Genomic DNA, 19,258 nt, shown 5'->3' with positions numbered 1-19,258 from the left:
GGTCACCTCACGTAGATAAATTCGTTCGCCGCGAACAGGCTCTGGCAGAAGAGCGCCCAGGCGCGACGCGTCGTCTCTTCCGCGTCGGCGTCTGGTTCTCCCCCGATCGCAACCGCTTCGGCGAGGAATGCCTGGGCCCGCTCTTGCTCACGCTCGGTCGCGGCTCGCGCGAAGGCGATGCGGTAGGCCCGATCGATGCGCGCGGCGTCGTCGCCCGGCTCCGATAGCAGTTGCGTCGCCATCGCCTGGGCGGACTCCATCGCAAGATCGGAGTTCATCAGCAGCAGCGCCTGCGGGGCGACGACCGTCGAGTTGCGACTACCGGTCGGCGTCGCCGGGTCCGGGAAGTCGAACTGCTCGAACAGCGAGTAGACATTGTTCCGCACGATCGGCAGATAGATCGACCGCCGGACGCTGTCGTACTTCGTATGGTCGATCGACGTGTGATCGAAGACGAACTGCATGTTTCTCAGCGGGATCGTCTTGCCGCCGAGCGATTCGTCCAGGCGCTCCGACACGGCCAGGATCGCGTCGCGGATCTGCTCCGCTTCCAGGCGCTGCATCGGGAACTTTCGCAGCAGGCGGTTCTCCGGATCGACCGCGAAGCCCGCGTCGTCGTTCGGCCGAATCGAGGCCGTACGGTAGACGTTCGACGTGACGATCAGCCGGTGGAGTTCCTTCGTCGACTTGCCCGACTGCACGGAGCGGATCGCGAGCCAGTCGAGCAGTTCCGGATGCGAAGGAACGTCCCCCAGCGCGCCGAAGTTCTCCGTCGACGCGACCAGGCCGACGCCGAAGTGTCCCCGCCAGACGCGGTTGATGAATACGCGGTACGTCAGCGGATGTTCGTCGCCCGCCATCCAGCGTGCGAGTTCCAGCCTGCCGCTGGCGCCTGTCGGGAGTTCGACCGATTCGCCTTCCTTTCGCAGAACGACGGGAAAGCCGCGCGGAACCGGCTCGCCGAGATTCAGGTGGCTGCCGCGGATGTGGATCGGAATCTCCGCCGCGACCGTTCCCTCCGCGACGCCCATCGCGGCAGAAACGTCGGGCGCGGCGCTTTCGACCAGGCGGGCTTCTTCCAGCAGACGGTGATACTCCGCGAGCGTCGCGGCATCGAACGCCGACTCCGGAGCGTCAGGCACGGCCAGAAAGCCCGCCGCGTCGTTCAGCGCCAGGCGCGCCCGTTCCAGGCGTTCGTCGGGAACGGTCGTCGCCGCCGGGTCCTTCTGCTTCGCGACAGCGAGCGCCGGTTCGATCTCGGCGAAGAGCCGGCGGTAATGGTCCGCTAACGCGGCGGCAGCGGCCGCTTCGTCGCCGACGTTCTTCAACTCATGCCAGGTCCGAAACAGCGGATCGTCGCGACCGTATTCCAGATGCAGCCGGCAGTGATGCAGGATCCGCGGATGCAGGTCCTGCGGTTCCGCGATCAGGGCGATCTCCGTCAGCGACGCGCTCGGCTCGAACCGCGCGGCCGCGGCGAGATATTCCGCCGCCTTCGCTCGCGCGTCGGTGCGCAGCTTCGCGACGGCGGCGCTCTTGAACGACGCAGCCGCGGCTTTCTTCTCCGCGATGCGGGCGTCGACTTCCTTGATCGCGGCGAGTTCTTCTTCGGAAGCGAACGACCGCTCGAACCAGTGCTTGATCGCGCCGGTGTTGCCGTCGCCGAACGACTTCGTGCTCTTGAAGATCGCCGCGAGGGAGTAGTAGTCGGACTGGAGGACGGGGTCGAACTTATGGTCGTGGCAGCGGGCGCAGCCGAGCGTCAGGCCGAGGAACGCTTTGCCGACCGTGTCGATCTGCTCGTCGATGACGTCCATCTCCAGCTTCGCCCGATCGGGCTCCGCCAGCACCTTGGCGCCGAGCACGAGGAAGCCCGTGGCGATCAGCGCCTCGTGATCCGGCTCGGGCAGCAAGTCGCCGGCGAGCTGTTCGACCAGGAATTCGTCGTACGGCTTGTCGTCGTTGAACGAATCGACGACGTAGTCGCGATAGCGCCAGGCGTTGCCGAAGGCGAGGTTCTCGTCGAGACCGTTCGAGTCGGCGTACCGCGCGACGTCGAGCCACTTACGCCCCCATCGCACGCCGTATCGCGGCGAAGCCAGCAGACGATCGACCAGACGTTCGTACGCGTCGGGCGAATCGTCGGCGACGAACCGCTCGACTTCCTCCGACGTCGGCGGCAGACCGGTCAGATCGTAGGTCAGCCGGCGAATCAGCGTCTGTCGGTCGGCTTCCGGCCCCGGGGTCAGCCCCTGCTCTTCCAGCTTCGAGAGAATATACCGGTCGATCGGCGTTCGGGCCCATTCGATATTCTGCACGCTCGGCAGCGGGGGCTCGACCGGCGGGACGAACGAACGAAAGGAACGTCCCTCCGCGACGGTCATCGCCGTCGACTTCGCTTCGGCAGCGACGGGAGCGCCCTCTCGCGGATCGGGCGCCCCCTTCGCGATCCACTGTTCCAGCGTCGCGATCTCCGCGTCAGGAAGCTTGTTCTGCGGCGGCATCTGCAGGTCGCGATTCGCGTAACGAATGGCCTCGACCAGCCGGCTCTTCTCCGGATCGCCCGGTACGATCGAGGCGCCTGTGTCGCCCCCTGCGGCGACGCCGGCTTTCGAATCGAGAGCCAGTCCCCCGTTGGGATCCTCCGCCGAGTGGCATTCGTAGCAGCGTGCGACCAGGATCGGGCGGACCTGCTTCTCGAAGAACTCGACGGATGCTGCATCGAGTTCCACGGGAGCGGCGGCCGGATCCTCGGCGAACGAGACGGTCGCCAGCGAGAGCGCCGCGAACAGGGAGGCGATCGCTACCGCGGCTTGCCGCGCGAAGGAGCGTCGCGTCGAACGTCGAACGGAGCGCATGCACGCGTCCTTTCGAGGGTACGAACCGCGTCGTCAGACGACGACTTCAGCTCGATGGATCGGGCGGGAGATCAGGCAGGAGGGGAACGGTCTTCGGCAGCCAGGCAGATCGACGTCGCGGGGCAGCCGAAGCAAGAGGATTCTAACACGCACGACCGCCCGACTGCCAAGCGAAAGCGGTCCCGGGACGAAACGCAGCCCCAGTCGCGAATCGCGAGATGCGAGAGTCCGATTGACCCTGTCGAGGCCGCGGCGCATGATGCGGCGCCCGTGAAACCCGACGTCCGCCCGACTCCTCCGGACCTGACATGGCTGAAGATTCCCTCCGCACGCTCTTCGCGGGTCGACATCTTCACCTGGTCGACCGCGACGGATGGGAGTTCGCGACGCGGCCCAACTCGTCCGCGGTGGTGATGATCGCGGCGGTGACCGACGACCGGAAGCTGGTCTTCGTCGAGCAGTTCCGCCCCCCGGTCGGCAAGCTCGTCATCGAGTTGCCCGCGGGCCTCGTGGGCGATCAGCCCGAGAGCCGGGACGAGTCGCCGCTGGAAGGCGCAAAGCGGGAGCTGCTGGAAGAGACGGGCTACGAAGCGAAGCATTGGAAGACGCTCATCGCCTCGCCGCCGACGCCCGGTCTGACGGACGAACTGATGATCTTCCTGCTCGCGACCGGCCTGACCCGGGTGACGAACGGCGGCGGCCACGGCGACGAGAAGATCGCCGTGCATCTCATCCCGCTCGACGACGCCGAAGGCTGGTTCGACGAGCAGATGGAAGAAGGGAAGCTGATCGGCGTCCCGGCGATCGCGGGGCTGGCGCTGGCACGTTCGGCGACGGCGTAACGATCCTCCTTGGCAGGGATCGAGGACCAATCCTGTGTGCCATGCCCACGTCGCGATAGCAGCGTGGGCATGTTAGGTTCGGCCGGCGCTTTGCATGCCCACCCTGCCTTCGGCGATGTGGGCATGGCACACAAGACGCGCGGGCAACTGCGCAATCGCTACTTCGCCTTCCGCAGCAGATACTCCGGGAACTCCGCGGCTTCGCTGCCGTCGGCGCTGCGGAGGTTGGCGCCGTCGCCGCGCTTGGGGCTGAGCGGAATCTGCATGCCGCCCGTCTCTTCGAGCGCCTTCCAGAGGGCGTTCCGCATCTGCACGACGCGCTCCTTCTGCTCCGGATCGCGGATCAGGTTCCGCGACTCGGTCGGGTCGGTCTGCAGGTCGTACAGTTCGTCGGTGTCCCAGACGCCGAGGTACTGGATGAACTTGTAACGTTCGCCGCGGAAGGCCAGGACCGTCGGCGTGTGCGGGAAATTCCACTCCCAGTAGTACTCGTAGAGCAGGCCCTTCCGCCAGGTCTGCGGATCGCGCGTCCCGGAAAGCAGGCCGAGGAAGCTCTCGCCGTCGAAATGCTCGGGCGACTCGACGCCTGCGGCTTCGAGGACCGTGGCGGCGATGTCGATGTTGGCGACGACGGCCTCGCTGGTCCTACTCTTGCCGATGAGCTCCGGGCAGCGGACCAGCATCGGAACCCGCATCGATTCCTCGTACGCGTTCCGCTTGTCGATCAGGCCATGCTCGCCGAAGAGAAAGCCGTTGTCGCCCATGTAGATGACGAGCGTCTCATCGGCGAGGCCCTTCGCTTCCAGCCAGTCGAGCACGCGCCCGACGCTGTCGTCGACGCCGGCCAGCGCGCGGCAGTAATCGCGATAGTACTCCGCCACGTCGAGTTCGCTGTGGTACGGAAAGTCGACGCCGTGCCAGCTGTTCCGCTGGTTCTTCACCCACAGCGGCACGTTCGGGTCCGTGATCTCCGCCGTCGCCGCTTCCGGCAGCTGGATCTCCGCGTCGGCGTAGAGAGCCTTGTGACGATCCGCCGGCACGAACTCCGCATGCACGGCCTTGTGCGACAGGTACAGGAAGAAGGGCTCCTCCCCGCCCAGGCCGTCGAGCCAGTCGATGGCGTAGTCGGTCAGTTCGTCGGTGATGTAGCCCTTCTGCGGCACGCGTTCGCCATCGACGTTCAGCGTGTACTTCGGCCCGGGCGAGAGATAGTTCCCCTGGCCGCGGAACGAGACCCAGCGATCGAAGCCGGGCTGCGGATCGTCGCCTTCGCCCCCCATGTGCCACTTGCCGATGAAGGCGGTGCGGTAGCCGGCCTCTTGCAGGTACTGCGGAAAGTAGGTCGTGCCTTCCGGCGCTGGGTTGTTGTTGTCCATGACCCGGTGATTGTGCATGTACTGGCCGGTCAGGATCGAAGCCCGGCTGGGCGAGCAGAGCGACGTCGTGACGAAGGCGTTCTTCATATGAACGCCGCTCTTGGCCATCCGATCCAGATGGGGGGTCTTCAGGAACGGATGTCCCAGAAAGCCCATCGCGTCGTAGCGATGATCGTCCGCCAGAATGAAGACGACGTTGCGGGGCTTCTTCGGTTGCGCGGCGTCCTCCGCCTGGCAGAGCGAAACGGATCCGAGCGAGGCGGCTGCGATGAAGAGAAGCAGGGCGAGAGGCTTCATGAGTCCGATCGAGAAGAGGCGGGAGCGGGCCGACTCGCGAGGTATACAGACCCTGCGAGAGCGTCGGTCCCGATTGTCCCGACTGAGCGCCTGCCGGTCAAACGGAGCCGTCCGGCGCGGCTAGCGAAACGTCGCGGTGTTATCGCGAAGAAAAAAAGCTCGTACGGGTCAATAACCTTCCCGTCTCGCGCATCGTCGTACGCGTACGACGATCCCCAGGCGCCAGGCTCGATCTGCCGCAATCGAGCGGTTTGATTCGTGCCTCTCGCCGGGTTCTAATTCAGAACCCCGGGGCTCCCGCCCGCACTCTCTCCGACTTCGCCGGTCGCGCGACCCTTCGCGTTCCGGTCCCGCCTGCAAGTTCGACGGATCACGATGCGAGCGTTTCTCTCGCCGGTTCTCCTTGCGCTTTCGCTGTTCGCGGCGTGTTCGTTGCACGCTGCGCTGCCGGAAGGGGCGAAGGCCTTCGTCGAAAGGCATTGCACCGACTGTCATTCGGAGTCGACCGCGGAGGGAGGCCTCGATCTGACCTCTTTCTCGGACGATCTGAACGACGACGCGGTCTTCGACGATTGGGCCTACCTGTTCGACCGCGTCGCGGACGGCGAGATGCCTCCGCCCGATGCGTCGACGGTCGAGCCGGAGGAACGGGATCGCTTCGTGGCCCAGGCGGGCGCGTGGCTGAACGAGTTTTCGGAAGCGCGAGTCGCCCGGGAGGGTCGCGTTCCCGCACGCCGGCTGACGGCAGTCCAACTCGAACGATCGCTGCACGATCTGCTGGGCGTCGACGTTCCGCTCGCGCGACTGGTGCCGGAGCCGCCGCGGAACGGCGGATTCGATACGCTGGCGCGGGATCAGTCGTTCTCGCACTTCGACCTGGAGAATCATCTGATCGTGGTCGACGCCGCGCTCGAGGAAGCGTTCCGCCGGGCGACGACCCAGCCGGACGAATGGTCGCGCGACCTCACCGCCCACGAACTCTGCCGCGACAACCCGAAGCAACGCTGCCGGGATCCGGAGTTCCACGAAGGGATGGCCGTCATCTGGTCGGCCGGACTCGCCTTCTACGGACGCGTCTCCGAAACGACCGCCAAGCAGCCCGGGTGGTATCGTCTGACGTTTCAGGTCTCGTCGCTCAAGGCCGAGGATGGAGCCTGGTGCACCGTTCGCACCGGCTACTGCAAGTCGTCGGCGCCGCTGATGACGGAGATCGCGACCTTCCTGGCGACGGACGAACCGAAGACGGTCACCGTCGAAGCGTGGCTAGAACCGGGACAGATGTTCGAGATCCGCCCCTACGACGCGAGGCTCAAACGGGGTCAGACGCCGGGCGGTCAGGTCGGCGCCGGTGAGATGCAGCCGCAGAACGTGCCCGGGATGGGCCTGCACTCGGCGACGCTCGCCCGGATTCATCGCGGTCCGGAGGACGACGGCGTGCGCGAACTGCTGTTCGGCGATCTGACGCTGAAGATCGAACAAGGCAAGAAGGGCGCGACGAAGGCGACGCTTCTCTCTGACGACCCGCGCGGCGACCTGGCCCGACTGATGCGACGCTTCGCGTCGAGCGCCTTCCGCCGACCGGTCACGAAGGAAGAGATCCAGCGCTACGTCGATCTGGCCCAGTCGCAACTTGATGAGAGCGATCCGGATTCCCTGCTCACGACGCTGTGCGAGGGTTATCGTTCGCTTCTGTGTGCGCCCCGATTCGTCTACCTGCAGGAAGAGCCGGGCGAACTGGACGACCACGCGCTGGCGGCCCGGCTGAGCTACTTCCTCTGGAACGCCCCGCCCGACGAAGCGCTTCGGAAACTCGCGGACGCGGGCGAGCTTCGCCAGTCGGAAGCGCTGCAGACGCAAGTGGAGCGGATGCTGCAGGACGAGCGGGGCCAGCGCTTCGTCGCCGACTTCGCACGGCAGTGGCTCGACCTGAGCCAGATCGACTTCACGCAGCCCGATCGCAAACTGGTCCCGGGTTTCGATCTGATCGTGCAGCAGTCGATGCTGGCCGAGACGCGCGCGTATCTGCAGACGATGCTGGACGAAGACCTGAGCGTTTCGCACGTAATCGACTCCGACTTCTGCTTTCTGAACGAACGCCTGGCCGATTACTACGGCATCGAAGGCGTGAAAGGCGATGCGTTGCAGCGCGTTCCGCTCGCTGCGGATTCGCCCCGCGGCGGGCTGCTCACGCAGGGGGCGATCCTGAAGGTGACGGCCAACGGCACGACGACTTCGCCCGTGCTTCGCGGCGTGTGGGTGTCGGAACGGCTGTTAGGGATCCACGTCCCGCCCCCGCCGCAGAATGTGCCGGCGGTCGAGCCCGACGTCCGCGGCGCGACGACCATTCGCGAGCAGCTCGAACTGCACAAGTCCGACGCGAACTGCGCCAGTTGCCACGTGAAGGTCGACCCGCCCGGCTTCGCGCTGGAGAACTTCGACCCGGGCGGTCGCTGGCGCGATCGCTACGCGAAGAACGGCAATCGCGAGAAGGGGCTGCCGATCGACGCCAGCTTCGAGACGCCTGAGGGGGAACCGTTCGACGACGTCGCGGAGTTCCAGAAGATCGCGTCGTCGAAGCAGGACGCCCTCGCCCGCAACCTCGCTTCGCACCTGATCGCCTACGGCACGGGCGGGCCGGTCGCCTTCTCCGATCGGGACGAATTCGACCGCCTCGTCGAGAACGCCGCCGCCTCGGATTACGGATTTCGCACGCTGTTGCACGAAGTCGTGCAGAGCCCGATCTTCCGCCGCAAATGAACGTGACCGATCGGCCGGAGCGCCGGGCGATCCCTCGAAAGGACTGAGCCATGCTTCGCGGACTGACCCTTCGCCGACTCGACCGCCGGACGTTCCTGCGCGGCGCGGGCGTCTCGATGGCGCTGCCGCTGCTCGGGGCGATGGAGCCCGCCTTCGCTCGCGGAAATGAAACAGCAGGCGGCGGAAAGCAGGCGCCGAAGCGGTTCGTCGCGATGACGCTGGGGCTGGGGCTGCTGGGAGAGAATCTCTATCCGAAGGAAGCGGGCCGCGACTGGTCGCCGAGCCGGTATCTCAAGTCGCTCGACGACCTGCGCAGCAAGCTGACGCTCGTCAGCGGAAGTTCGCATCCGGGCGTCGCCGGCGGACATAGCGCCGAGGCGGCGATCCTCACCTGCAACCCGGCAGGCAGCAGCGGTCGCGCGAAGAACACCATCTCGCTCGACCAGTACATGGCGAAACACCTGGGAGGCGAGACGCGGTTCCCGTCGCTCGTGCTCGCCCGCGAGGGATCGGCCAGCCCCTGCTACACCGAATCGGGTTCGATGATCCCGGCCGAGGATAGTCCGTCGAAGCTCTTCGAGCGGCTGTTCGTCGACGATTCGCCAACCGAGCGCGAGCGCCACGCGGACCGCCTCCGGCATGGCCGGAGCATCATGGACCTGGTGCATGACGACGCGAAGCGCCTGTCGCGACAGGTCGGCCCGGGCGACCGACGCAAGCTGGACGAATACTACGGCAGCGTTCGCGAATTGGAACTTCGCCTAGCGGAGTCGCAGGCCTGGGCGCTGCGACCCAAGCCGAAGGTCGACGTGACGAAGCCTGTCGACGTCGCCGACGCAGCCGACTTCATCGGCAAGCAGCGCCTGATGTCGCACATGATCAAGCTCGCGCTGCAGACCGACTCGACGCGCTTCGTCGCCTACCAGCTCGGCGGATCAGGCAGCGTCGTGCCGCTGGAGGGAGTCGACGAAGGGTATCACTCGCTCAGCCACCACGGACGGGACGACGAGAAGCTCGATCAGCTCGCCCTGGTCGAGGAAGCCATCGTCGGCGCCTGGGGAGACTTCCTCAGGTCGCTCGCGGAAGTCGACGAATCAGGTCGCAGCCTGCTCGACTCGACGGCGGTCCTGCTGACCAGCAATCTCGGCAACGCGTCGTCGCACGACAATCGCAACCTGCCGGTAGTGCTGGGAGGCGGATCGTTCCGCCACGGTCAGCACCTGGCCTTCGACGCCAAGAACAACTACGCCCTGCCCAATCTCTACGTCAGCCTGATGCAGTCGCTCGGGATGGAGGTCGACCGGTTCGCCACCGGTACGACCACGATGCGCGGCCTGGAGATCGCGTAGCTCTGCTGCGGAAGTCGCACGCCGTACGGCTCGTTACGTGAGCCATGCCCACTCTCCGAACGAAGAGTGGGCATGTAGGAGGCCACACGGATGCGTTCAGCCGGAAATCATCGACCGCCGACGCGAGGCGCTGCGGCGCCAGGTCGAGGAGCGCCGGGACGCGGAGCGGCCGTGCCGCCGCGGGGAACCGGTCCGGCTGCCGCGGGACCGACCGCGCCTGCGCGAGGCAGCGACGCCGTCGGCGCGGGAGCCGCCGAGGTTCCCGGAGACGCGTCCGCCCGCAGGTTCTTGCGAAGCGTTTCGTCGACCGTGCCGATGCTGACGCCGCGACCGAGCATGTTGCCCTGGGCGTCGATCATCACCATCGTCGGCAGACTGGACACGCCCAGTTCGATCGCGAGCCGACCCTCGGTTCCGCCCGGTTCGTAGATCTGCGTCCACGGGAGACGATTTTCCTTCAGGAACGCGGCCAGCGTCTCGGGTTCCGAATCCAGATTGATCCCCACCGGCACGAAGCCGTACTGACCGTACTTGGCCTGCAGGTCGCGGATCGCCTTCATGTCTTCCAGGCAGGGCTTGCACCACGTCGCCCAGTAGTGGACGAGGACGACCTTGCCGCGGAGCGCGTCGCTGCGGAATTCGCGACCGTCCGTCGTCTTGCCGGCGAAGACCATCGGCTTGCCTTCCGAATCGAGACGCCGCACGGCGCCCTGAGCCTTCCGGCTGATCGGTTCGCTGGGGAAGGCCTCGACGATCTTCCGGTACCAGCCGAGCGCTTCGTCGGTCTTGTCGGCGAGTTCCTCGGAAATCGCCAGGTTCAGCATGGCGTCGGCCGCGTCGGTCGACTGCGGAAACTCCTCCACGAAGGTCGCCAGATTCGCGAGCCAGGCTTCCTGAATCTTCGGGAAGTCGGCGTCCGGCTTCTGCACGTCGAGGTGGTACTGCGCCTGCAGGCGGCGGTACTGCACGAAGGCGACCCACCCCGCGGGCGCAGAATCGGTGACCAGTCGGTTTTCGAGCTGCGCGAGCAGCGACGGTCCATCGGCGAAGCCCGCCGTCTGCGTCGCGGCGGCGATGCTCTCCGCGTACTGCTTGACCCAGTTCTCGCGATCCGCGGGGACCGGCGTTTTCTCGATGATATCGACCAGGATCTTCGCCCGGTCGCGGTGGATGGCGCCCATCGCTTCAGGAGAGGGAGCGGCTTCGAGCTTCTTGTCGAGCGCGTCGAGCTGAGCGATGAGCTTCTGCAGATCCTCGCCGATGTTCGCCTGATCGGCGCCCGCGACAGCGTTGCCCGTGAAGGCGAGCTCGAACATCAGGCTGGCCGACGACGTGGCGGTCGCGCCTTCGACAAGGTTCTGCGGCAGATCCATCGGCTTCCAGGCTTCGCCGAAGAGCGCCATTGCGCCGAGCATCACCTGGTTATGACGCCCTTCGTTTTCGACGATGGCGGTCGCCTGGTCGTAGACGTAGACGTCCTTCTGGAAGCCGGCGGTTTCGGCCGGAATCAGGTTCGGGCGACTGGCGCCGAACTGCACGAACTTGGTCGTTTCCTTCAGCAGGGTCTGCGCCTCGGCGACTTCTTTGAAGGTCGATCGCGCTTCGGCGACGCGCGCCAGCAGTTCGTTCGTCTTCCCCGCGTCGAGGCCTAGCGACTTGACCTCCTCTTCCGTGGGAAGAAGCGCGTCGATGCGAGCGGCGTCTTTCGTGCGAATGGCCTCGACCAGTTCATACGCCGACTCTTCGATGCTGATCCGTTCCCAGCGGTCGATCAGGCCGTCTTCGTCGGCGTCCATCCCGAGGCGGATCCCTTCGGCTCCGGCCCAGCGATAGCGGTCGACGTTGCCGTCGAAGTCCGAATCGATATCGCGATAGACCTCGATGCCGTCCTTGAAATAGCACCACTGGTCCAGGCGATTATCGGCGTTCGTGTCCTGGAACCGGCGCCAGACGCGACCGGCCGCGTCGCGAACGACCCATTCGCTGCCGCGTTTGAGCTTGGCCGATTCGATGTTGCAGCCGGCGATTTCCTCTTCGGTAGGAACGTCGTAGCGGACGTCCGCCTGCAATGGCTTGAGCCCGAAAGCCTGCGCGACCGTCGGCCCCTGGGCCGAAGCGGCGGGAACGAGCGACAACGAACCGACCGCCGTCGCGATGCCGAGAGACGAAGCGATCGACCAGGGTCGTAGATCTGAAATACGAAGCGCCACGGCGACTCCATTCGCGAACGGGGGCTTTTGTCTGCCGGGAACGCTTTCGCATCCCACCGGCAGATTCGATGGCCGCCATTGTCGGAAACGGCGTCGAAGCGGGTCAAGGCGAATCGAAGGTCGCGGACTCGCTGGGCGGCAGTCTTCACGGCGAGCGGAGGGTGTGAGCCCTCCGTGTCTCTGCATCGGTCGCCAGCGTCGAAAACACGGAGGGCTCACACCCTCCGCTCGCCAACTACTGCTTGGAGGTCTCGCTCCGAAGGTGTACGAAAAATGGCGACGTCGCCTGGCGGGCGCCTAGTTCGCTCGTCGTGGGCAAGACGGAGTCGAGAGCCTAGGATTCGACTGCGCCACCTGGGGCCGGCATTCCCGCCAAGAGAACGATACGCGCGGACGAACGCAGAAGGCGACACTTTTCTTTCGCCGCTGAACGCTCGGGCGAACGGGACGCCGGGATGACTTGAAGTCGTGAGGAGCGCCAGACGCGAACGGGCGAAGCGAACGGTTAGGGGAGCTGCGAGGCATCGGACCCCGTTCCGCGGGCGGGAGCGTATTCGTTTGACCCGCTACCGGCGTTCTATAGAATCCAGCGTGCAGTCGCGACGGCTGACGCCGCTGCTGGCGCCTCAGGAGGGATTGAGTCGAATGAGGATCCGTCGTCGCGAAGGCTGCGTCGAGGTCGAGACGCCGGCGAAGCTGAATCTGTTTCTCGAGGTTCTCGGGAAACGGGCCGACGGATATCACGACCTGGAAACGCTGATGGTCCCGATCGCGATTCGGGACGAGTTGCGACTGACGCTGCGAGACGACGAACGCGTGACGCTCGCCTGCGACTGGGTCGATCCGGTCGACGCGCAGCGAGCGGGAGTTACCGATCAGCGGGACGGCGGGTTCCCTCGTGCGGAGAAGAATCTTTGCTTCCGGGGGGCGGAACTGTTTCGCGAGCGGTTCGGGATCTCGCGCGGAGTCCATCTGGATCTCCGCAAGCGGATCCCCATGCAGGCAGGGATGGGGGGCGGGTCGAGCGACGCGGCGGCGACGCTGCTGGGGATGGCCGCGCTGTTCGATCGCCGGGTCGATCGAGAGGAAATGCTGTTGCTCGCAGCGGAGTTGGGGTCCGACGTTCCTTTTTTCATCGACTGCGTTCCGGCGATCGCCCGGGGTCGGGGCGAACGTTTGGAGGCTGTCGATTCCGGCGAGCGACATATGCTGTCCCGGATGACGTTTCTGACTGCCAAACCGCCCGAAGGCGTTTCGACGCGTGACGCCTTCGCGGCCTGCGATCTACCCGTCTCGCCACGCTCCGTCGAAGAGTTTCGGCGGGCCTTGCGACAGGGAAATCGCGACGAAATGGCTCGGTCGGCGTTCAATCGTCTGGACGACGCCGCACGCCGTCTCGTTCCGGCGATCGAGGCGACGGCGGAGCGGTTTCGACAGGAGGGCGCGTCGATTCATGCGTTAACGGGAAGCGGCAGCGCACGCTTCGCGATGTACGGGGAGGCTGCGACCGCGCGGCGGCATCATCGGCGATTGCGACAGATCTTCGGCGGCTGGACGGCGCTCGCACGTCCCTGGTCGCCGGGATACGTCAGCGCCGCATGACCCGCGCGAGTGGCGTGAAACGGGCGCTGACGGAGCGCGACGAGGACGGATCGGGGACAGGGGCCACCTAGGGAGGGCAAGCATGCAGATCACCGAGGTCCGCATCAAGCTCATGGAAGAGGGCGACGATCGCTTGCAGGCCTTCTGCTCGATTACGTTCGACAACGCCTTCGTCATTCGCGACCTGAAGATCATCGAAGGATCGTCCGGCCCGTTCGTCGCCATGCCCAGCCGCAAATTGACGGCGAAGTGCCCGGGCTGCGGCTGCAAGAATCATCTGAGGGCGTCGTACTGCAACCTGTGCGGCAAGCGGCTCCCGCCCGCGAAGGTGGCACGGGATCCCGACGGTCGCCAGCGGATGTACGCCGACATCGCTCACCCGATCAACGTCGAGTGCCGCGAGATGATTCAGTCCGCCGTCATCGTCGAGTTCCAGTCGGAGAAGGAACGGGCCAAGCTGCCGGGCTACGTCTCCCGGTACGACGATCACGACTACGACTACGAATTCGGTGAAGCGGAGCCGCGCCAGGACACGGGGCATCCTCCCTTTCCCAAGGGCGCCTCGTTGCAGCGGGAGGCCGAACCGCTCCGCCCGCCGCATGCACGACCGGAGTCGGAAGCGGAGGATCCGGCTCGACCCGCGCCCGCTCGCGAAGATCGCGAAAGCGACTGATCGCCGCCAGCAGGTCGCAAGTGCCTACGTTCCTCGTCGGAATCCTCTATCACGAACCGGTTCCGCACCAGTTCTGGCTGGAAGGATCGATCGAGGATTACGAGAGCAGCACGGGCCTTTTCGTCGAGGCGTTCGACGAAGCCGAGGCGACCGCCTGGGGCGAAGCGGTTGGCGAGGCGCTGCTGCGATTCGTCAACGCCGACCCCGCTCTCGACTGGAAAGCGCGCGGCTACCGCTGCTGGATCGTCCCCGATCCGCGCTCCAACGATTGGAGCCACTGCCTCGACTTTTTTCCGCGGGTCGCGGTCGGCCAGATGCCGGCGCTCGACGCGATGACGACCGCCGCATACGAGCGCTGGACGGAGGCGTCAGCGCGGCGAAAGGCTGCCGATCGCCGCTGAACCGCGGCGGAGACGGAGTCGCAATGCGTTCCGCAAGGCCTACCCGGACAATGACTTACGACCCACGTTCGCCGGCGCGGAGGGCTTTCGCTTCAGGTTCGGCCCGTTCCGGACGATGCTCGCCTTGCTGCGCGAACTTTTGCCGGTTGCGGCAGGCGTGCGGGGGCCATCCTATTCCACGAGAGGGCCCCGAAGAGTAGGATTTCTCTGCGAAATACAACGCGAACTCACTATATCGCAGGCGATTACGTCGCTGCCGGGCCGACCGCCTGGAACGACTGACTTTCGCTCGCTCCTCGTTACCCACGCGAAGGAAGTTTCATGTCGAACGTCACCGAGCGACCGGACTCGGCGGAGCTACCCGACGATCCGTTCGTACCGGCGATCCGACCCGACCAGGATCCTGCCGAAACCGCCGAATGGCTCGACGCACTCGACTGGGTGCTCGCCAGCAAGGGCGATGAACGGGCCCAGTTGCTGCTCGAAGCGCTGCAGCATCACGCCAAGAAGCGCGGCGTCGATTTCGCCTTCACGAATACCTCGCTCTACAAGAACACGATCGCGCCGGACGAAGAGCCGCAGTTCCCGGGCGACCGGGAGATGGAGCGCCGGATCAAGAGCATCGTCCGCTGGAACGCCATGGCGATGGTCGTCGCCGGCAACAACCGGGGCGACGGCGTCGGCGGGCATCTCTCGACGTTCGCTTCGTCGGCGACGCTGTACGAAATCTGCTTCAACCACTTCTTCCGCGGACGCGGCGAGTCGGGCTACGACGGCGATCAGATCTATTACCAGGGGCACGCCTCCCCCGGCATCTACGCGCGGGCGTTCATCGAAGGACGGCTCTCGAACGATCACCTGTTCAATTTCCGGCGGGAACTGCAGGACCATCCGGGCCTGTCGTCCTATCCGCATCCCTGGCTGATGCCCTACTTCTGGGAGTACCCCAGCGTCTCGATGGGCCTTGCGCCGATCATGGCGATCTACCAGGCCCGGTTCAACGAATACCTTCGCGACCGGGGAATCAAGGATACGGCCAAGCAGAAGGTCTGGGCCTTCCTCGGCGACGGCGAATGCGACGAGCCGGAAACGCTCGGCGCCATCACGCTCGCTTCGCGAGAGCGCCTGGAGAACCTGATTTTCGTCATTAACTGCAATTTGCAGCGGCTCGACGGTCCGGTTCGCGGCAACGGCAAGATCATCCAGGAACTGGAATCTCTCTTCCGCGGCGCCGGCTGGAACGTGATCAAGTGCGTCTGGGGCTCGTCTTGGGACGAACTGCTCGAGCGCGACAAGTCCGGCCTGCTGCTGAAGCGGATGGGCGAAGTCGTCGACGGCGAGTACCAGAAGTACACGCTGATGCCGGGGTCCTACATCCGGGAGCACTTCTTCGGGAAGTATCCGGAACTCCTCGAACTGGTGAAGGATTACACCGACGAGGACATCGAACGCCTCCGCCGGGGCGGTCACGATCCTCAGAAGGTCTACGCCGCGTTCGAGCGCGCCGCGCGCTCGAACGGACGTCCGACCGTCATCCTCGCGAAGACGATCAAGGGCTACGGCCTGGGCGATTCGGCCGAAGGTCAGAACGTCGCCCACAACAAGAAGAAGCTGGAGAAGGAAGACCTGATCGCGATGCGGAACCGCTTCGGCATTCCGCTAAGCGACGAACAGGCGTCTCTTCCGGCGCTGTATAAGCCGCCCGAGTCGAGCCCGGAGATGAAGTATCTCCGCTCCCGTCGCGAGGCGCTGGGCGGATACGTTCCGACGCGTCCGACCGAATCGCCGAAGACCGACGTGCCGACTCTGGCGGAGTACTCCCGCTACCTGGCCGGCAGCAAGGGACGCGAAGTCTCGACGACCTTCGGCTTCGTCGAGCTGCTGCGCAAGCTCGTCAAGGACAAGAAGATCGGCAAGAACGTCGTGCCGATCGTGCCCGACGAGTCGCGCACCTTCGGTATGGAGGGCATGTTCCGCGAGATCGGCATCTACGCCCACGCGGGGCAGCTCTACGAGCCGGTCGACGCGGATCAGCTTCAATACTACAAGGAAGCGCAGGACGGTCAGATACTGGAAGAAGGGATCAACGAGGCCGGTTCGATGGCCTCGTTCATCGCCGCGGGCACCGCATATAGCGCCCACGGCGTGAACATGATTCCGTTCTATATCTACTACTCGATGTTCGGCTTCCAGCGCGTCGGCGACCTGATCTGGGCCGCCGCCGACGCTCGGGCGAAGGGCTTCCTGCTGGGCGGAACCGCGGGGCGGACGACGCTTAACGGCGAAGGTCTCCAGCATCAGGACGGCCACAGCCTGCTGAACGCGATCGCCTTCCCGACGGTTCGTGCGTACGACCCGGCGTTCAACTACGAGACGACCGTCATCATCATGGACGGTCTCAAGAAGCTGTACGCCGAAGGCGAGACGGCCATCTACTACCTGATGGTCGGCAACGAGCCGTACGAACAATTCGAGATGCCGCAGGGCATCGAGGAAGGGATCGTCCGCGGGCTCTACAAGTTCCGAACGGTCGAAGCCGGCAAGAAGGCGACCAAGGTCGTCCTGCTCGGCAGCGGAGCGATCATGAACTGCGTCCTCAAGGCGCAGAGCATGCTCGCCGAGACGTACGGCATCTCCAGCGACGTCTGGAGCGTGCCGAGCTACACCGAGCTTCGCCGCGACGCTCACCAGGCGGAGCGCTGGAACATGCTCCACCCGGCCGAGACGCCGAGGAAGAGCTACGTCGAGGAATGCTTCGAGGCCGACGCGGGTCGCCTGTTCGTCTCGGCGTCGGACTACGTCCGGGCGCTGGGCGAGCAGATCAAGCCGTTCGTGCCGGGCGATTACTACGTCCTCGGGACCGACGGAATGGGTCGCAGCGAGAGCCGCAAGGTTCTTCGCCGGCACTTCGAGGTCGATGCCGAATCGATCGTTCTCGCGACGCTCTACCGGCTCAGCCGCCGGGGCGAATTCCCCGTCGAGAAGGCCGCCGCCGCGGTGAAGGACCTGGGCATCGATCCGAACAAGATCGACCCCTACTTCGCGTAGCTGCCCGTTGATTTTCGCCATCCTGGCGAAAATCAAGCTCGCCAAACTCAGAACAAGTTCTTCGCGGCTCGCGAAACCGCGGATTTTCCGCGTTTTCGTCGCGGCATCCTGCCGCGACTAGCAGCCCGTCGAGAAAATCGACGGGCTGCTAGTCGCGAGTCGCTGGAATTCCGAAGGGATGGCGGCCCGGCCGTCATCCCTTTTTGATTGGCCGTACGGCGCCGTTCGTCGGGCGCACGGCCCCGATCGCTCCGGCGCTGGGCATGTCCCCATGTCGAGCGGTCGCGTTTACAATGTTCCGATTCTCGCCAGTCGGCGGGTCCGGAAGTTCGCGCCGCCCTGCAGGCGGTCGCTCGTCCTCTTCGCGTTCCCCGAGACGTTCGCTCAGGTATCGGAATCGATATGGCTATCGAGGTGAAGCTTCCCGAAATCGGCCCCGACATCGAGTCCGGCGACGTGCTCGACATCCTGGTCAGCGAAGGGGACGTCATCAAGAAGGACCAGGACATCGTCGAGATGGAGACCGACAAGGCGACGATGAACGTGCCGAGTTCGCACGCCGGGAAGGTCGTGAAAATCCACGTCTCCAAGGGCGACACGGTTCCGGTCGGCGGCGTGCTCGTCACGCTCGAGCCCGAAGCGGGCGGCGGCGAAGCGAAGGCGGAAACCAAGAAAGCGCCCGCCAAGAAGGAAGAATCCAAGAAAGAGGAGCCGAAGGCCGCTCCCGAAAAGAAGGCGCCGGCGAAGGCCGAATCGAAGCCTGCCCCGAAGAAGGAAGAGCCGCCCACGCGGGCGACGTCGACCGCTCCTCGCACGTCGGATGAGACCGACCCCGAAGATTCGGGCCTCGAGATCGGCGATCAGCCGTTCCCGATCGAAGAGGACGAACAAGGCCAGGACGGAGCTCAGATCCCTGCCGGTCCTGGCGTCCGTCGTTTCGCCCGCGAATTGGGCGTTGAACTGAAAAACGTCAAAGGGACCGGTCAGGGCGGACGGATCAGCCGGGAGGACGTGATCGCGTCGCTCCGTCAGGCGAGCCAGGCGTCCGCGCCGGCGGCCAAGTCGCCGCAGCGCGGCTCCTCCCCCGCGCCCGAGCGCACGGTCGAAGTTCCTGGCGAGCTGTCGCAGGATGCTTACGGCCCCGTCCGTGTCGAGAAGATGTCGCGCATCCGCAAGACGATCGCCGCGCGGATGCACGATTCGTGGTCGACCGTCCCGCGGGTCACGAACTTCGACGACGCCGACATCACCGAACTCGAAAAGATTCGGCAGAGCAGCAAGGACGACTACGCCGCGAAGGGGATCAAGCTCACGACGATGCCGTTCGTGATCAAGGCCGTCGCGATGGCGCTGAGGAACCATCCGGCGATCAACGCTTCGATCGACGGCGCGAACGACCAGGTCGTCTACAAGGAATACGTCAGCATCGGCATCGCCGTCGACACCGACCGGGGTCTGGTCGTGCCGTCGCTCCGCTTCGCCGATCAGCTCTCGATTCCGGAAATCGCGAGGAAGCTCTCGGGAATCGCGGACGCCGCGCGGACGAACGCCTTCTCGACCGAAGACCTCCGCGGCAGCACGTTCACCATCAGCAACCTGGGCGCGATCGGCGGCACCTACTCGACGCCGATCGTGAACGTTCCCGAAGTCGCGATCCTGCTCATCGGTCGGTCGCGAAAGCTGCCCGTCGTGATGAAGGACGACTCGATTGCCGCCCGGCTGATGATGCCGCTGAGCATCTCGTACGACCATCGTCTGGTCGACGGCGGAAAGGCGGCCCGGTTCCTGAACGACGTGATCGGCTTCCTGGAAGCGCCCGGGCGTCTGCTGCTGGCGCCGTGATCG

At 65.4% G+C, this 19,258-nt stretch carries 11 protein-coding genes; 8 read left to right on the top strand and 3 right to left on the bottom strand.

Features of this window, described 5'->3' with window-relative positions; all coding sequences use genetic code 11:
- Positions 1 to 2: 2 nt before the first annotated feature.
- Positions 3 to 2,858: a PSD1 and planctomycete cytochrome C domain-containing protein gene (locus SH602x_RS13205; protein WP_479472755.1), complete on the bottom strand. Its 2,856-nt coding sequence runs from the start codon at positions 2,856 to 2,858 to the stop codon at positions 3 to 5.
- Between the two features lie 308 nt (positions 2,859 to 3,166).
- Here SH602x_RS13205 and SH602x_RS13200 point away from each other — a divergent pair, with 308 nt between their 5' ends.
- The gene (locus SH602x_RS13200; protein WP_479472754.1) at positions 3,167 to 3,700 is read left to right on the top strand and encodes an NUDIX hydrolase; all 534 of its coding nucleotides are present in this window, start codon (positions 3,167 to 3,169) and stop codon (positions 3,698 to 3,700) included.
- Between the two features lie 158 nt (positions 3,701 to 3,858).
- On the opposite strand, the gene SH602x_RS13195 is transcribed toward SH602x_RS13200, so the two are convergent.
- Positions 3,859 to 5,373, bottom strand: a complete 1,515-nt coding sequence (locus tag SH602x_RS13195) for a sulfatase family protein (RefSeq protein ID WP_479472753.1) — start codon at positions 5,371 to 5,373, stop codon at positions 3,859 to 3,861.
- Between the two features lie 375 nt (positions 5,374 to 5,748).
- On the opposite strand from SH602x_RS13195, the gene SH602x_RS13190 reads away from it, so the two are divergent.
- Entirely contained in the window at positions 5,749 to 8,130 is a 2,382-nt protein-coding gene (locus SH602x_RS13190; RefSeq protein ID WP_479472752.1) for a DUF1592 domain-containing protein, read from the top strand.
- 50 nt (positions 8,131 to 8,180) lie between these two features.
- Positions 8,181 to 9,479, top strand: a complete 1,299-nt coding sequence (locus tag SH602x_RS13185) for a DUF1552 domain-containing protein (protein WP_479472751.1) — start codon at positions 8,181 to 8,183, stop codon at positions 9,477 to 9,479.
- Between the two features lie 107 nt (positions 9,480 to 9,586).
- On the opposite strand, the gene SH602x_RS13180 is transcribed toward SH602x_RS13185, so the two are convergent.
- Positions 9,587 to 11,689 carry a redoxin domain-containing protein gene (locus tag SH602x_RS13180; protein ID WP_479472750.1) on the bottom strand — a complete coding sequence of 701 codons (2,103 nt, stop codon included), beginning with the start codon at positions 11,687 to 11,689 and terminating at the stop codon, positions 9,587 to 9,589.
- A gap of 558 nt (positions 11,690 to 12,247) precedes the next feature.
- Between SH602x_RS13180 and ispE the strand changes: the two genes are divergently transcribed.
- The 5 genes from ispE (at position 12,248) to SH602x_RS13155 (ending at position 19,255) form a co-directional block, all read left to right on the top strand.
- Positions 12,248 to 13,291, top strand: a complete 1,044-nt coding sequence (gene ispE, locus SH602x_RS13175) for a 4-(cytidine 5'-diphospho)-2-C-methyl-D-erythritol kinase (protein ID WP_479472749.1) — start codon at positions 12,248 to 12,250, stop codon at positions 13,289 to 13,291.
- An 82-nt stretch (positions 13,292 to 13,373) separates the two neighbouring features.
- A complete protein-coding gene (locus tag SH602x_RS13170; RefSeq protein WP_479472748.1) occupies positions 13,374 to 13,964 on the top strand; it encodes a septation protein SpoVG family protein in 591 nt (196 codons plus the stop codon).
- Between the two features lie 20 nt (positions 13,965 to 13,984).
- On the top strand, positions 13,985 to 14,365 hold the full coding sequence (locus SH602x_RS13165; protein ID WP_479472747.1) for a hypothetical protein: 381 nt from the start codon (positions 13,985 to 13,987) through the stop codon (positions 14,363 to 14,365).
- Positions 14,366 to 14,686: 321 nt separating this feature from the next.
- Positions 14,687 to 17,413 (top strand): pyruvate dehydrogenase (acetyl-transferring), homodimeric type, encoded by a 2,727-nt coding sequence (gene aceE, locus SH602x_RS13160; protein WP_479472746.1) that lies wholly within the window; start codon positions 14,687 to 14,689, stop codon positions 17,411 to 17,413.
- Between the two features lie 402 nt (positions 17,414 to 17,815).
- The gene (locus tag SH602x_RS13155) at positions 17,816 to 19,255 is read left to right on the top strand and encodes a 2-oxo acid dehydrogenase subunit E2 (protein WP_479472745.1); all 1,440 of its coding nucleotides are present in this window, start codon (positions 17,816 to 17,818) and stop codon (positions 19,253 to 19,255) included.
- Positions 19,256 to 19,258 lie beyond the last annotated feature (3 nt).

Source organism: Lignipirellula cremea (assembly GCF_056501455.1).
Note: the sequence above shows the minus strand (reverse complement) of the source record. Positions and strands in the feature narration are given on the sequence as shown.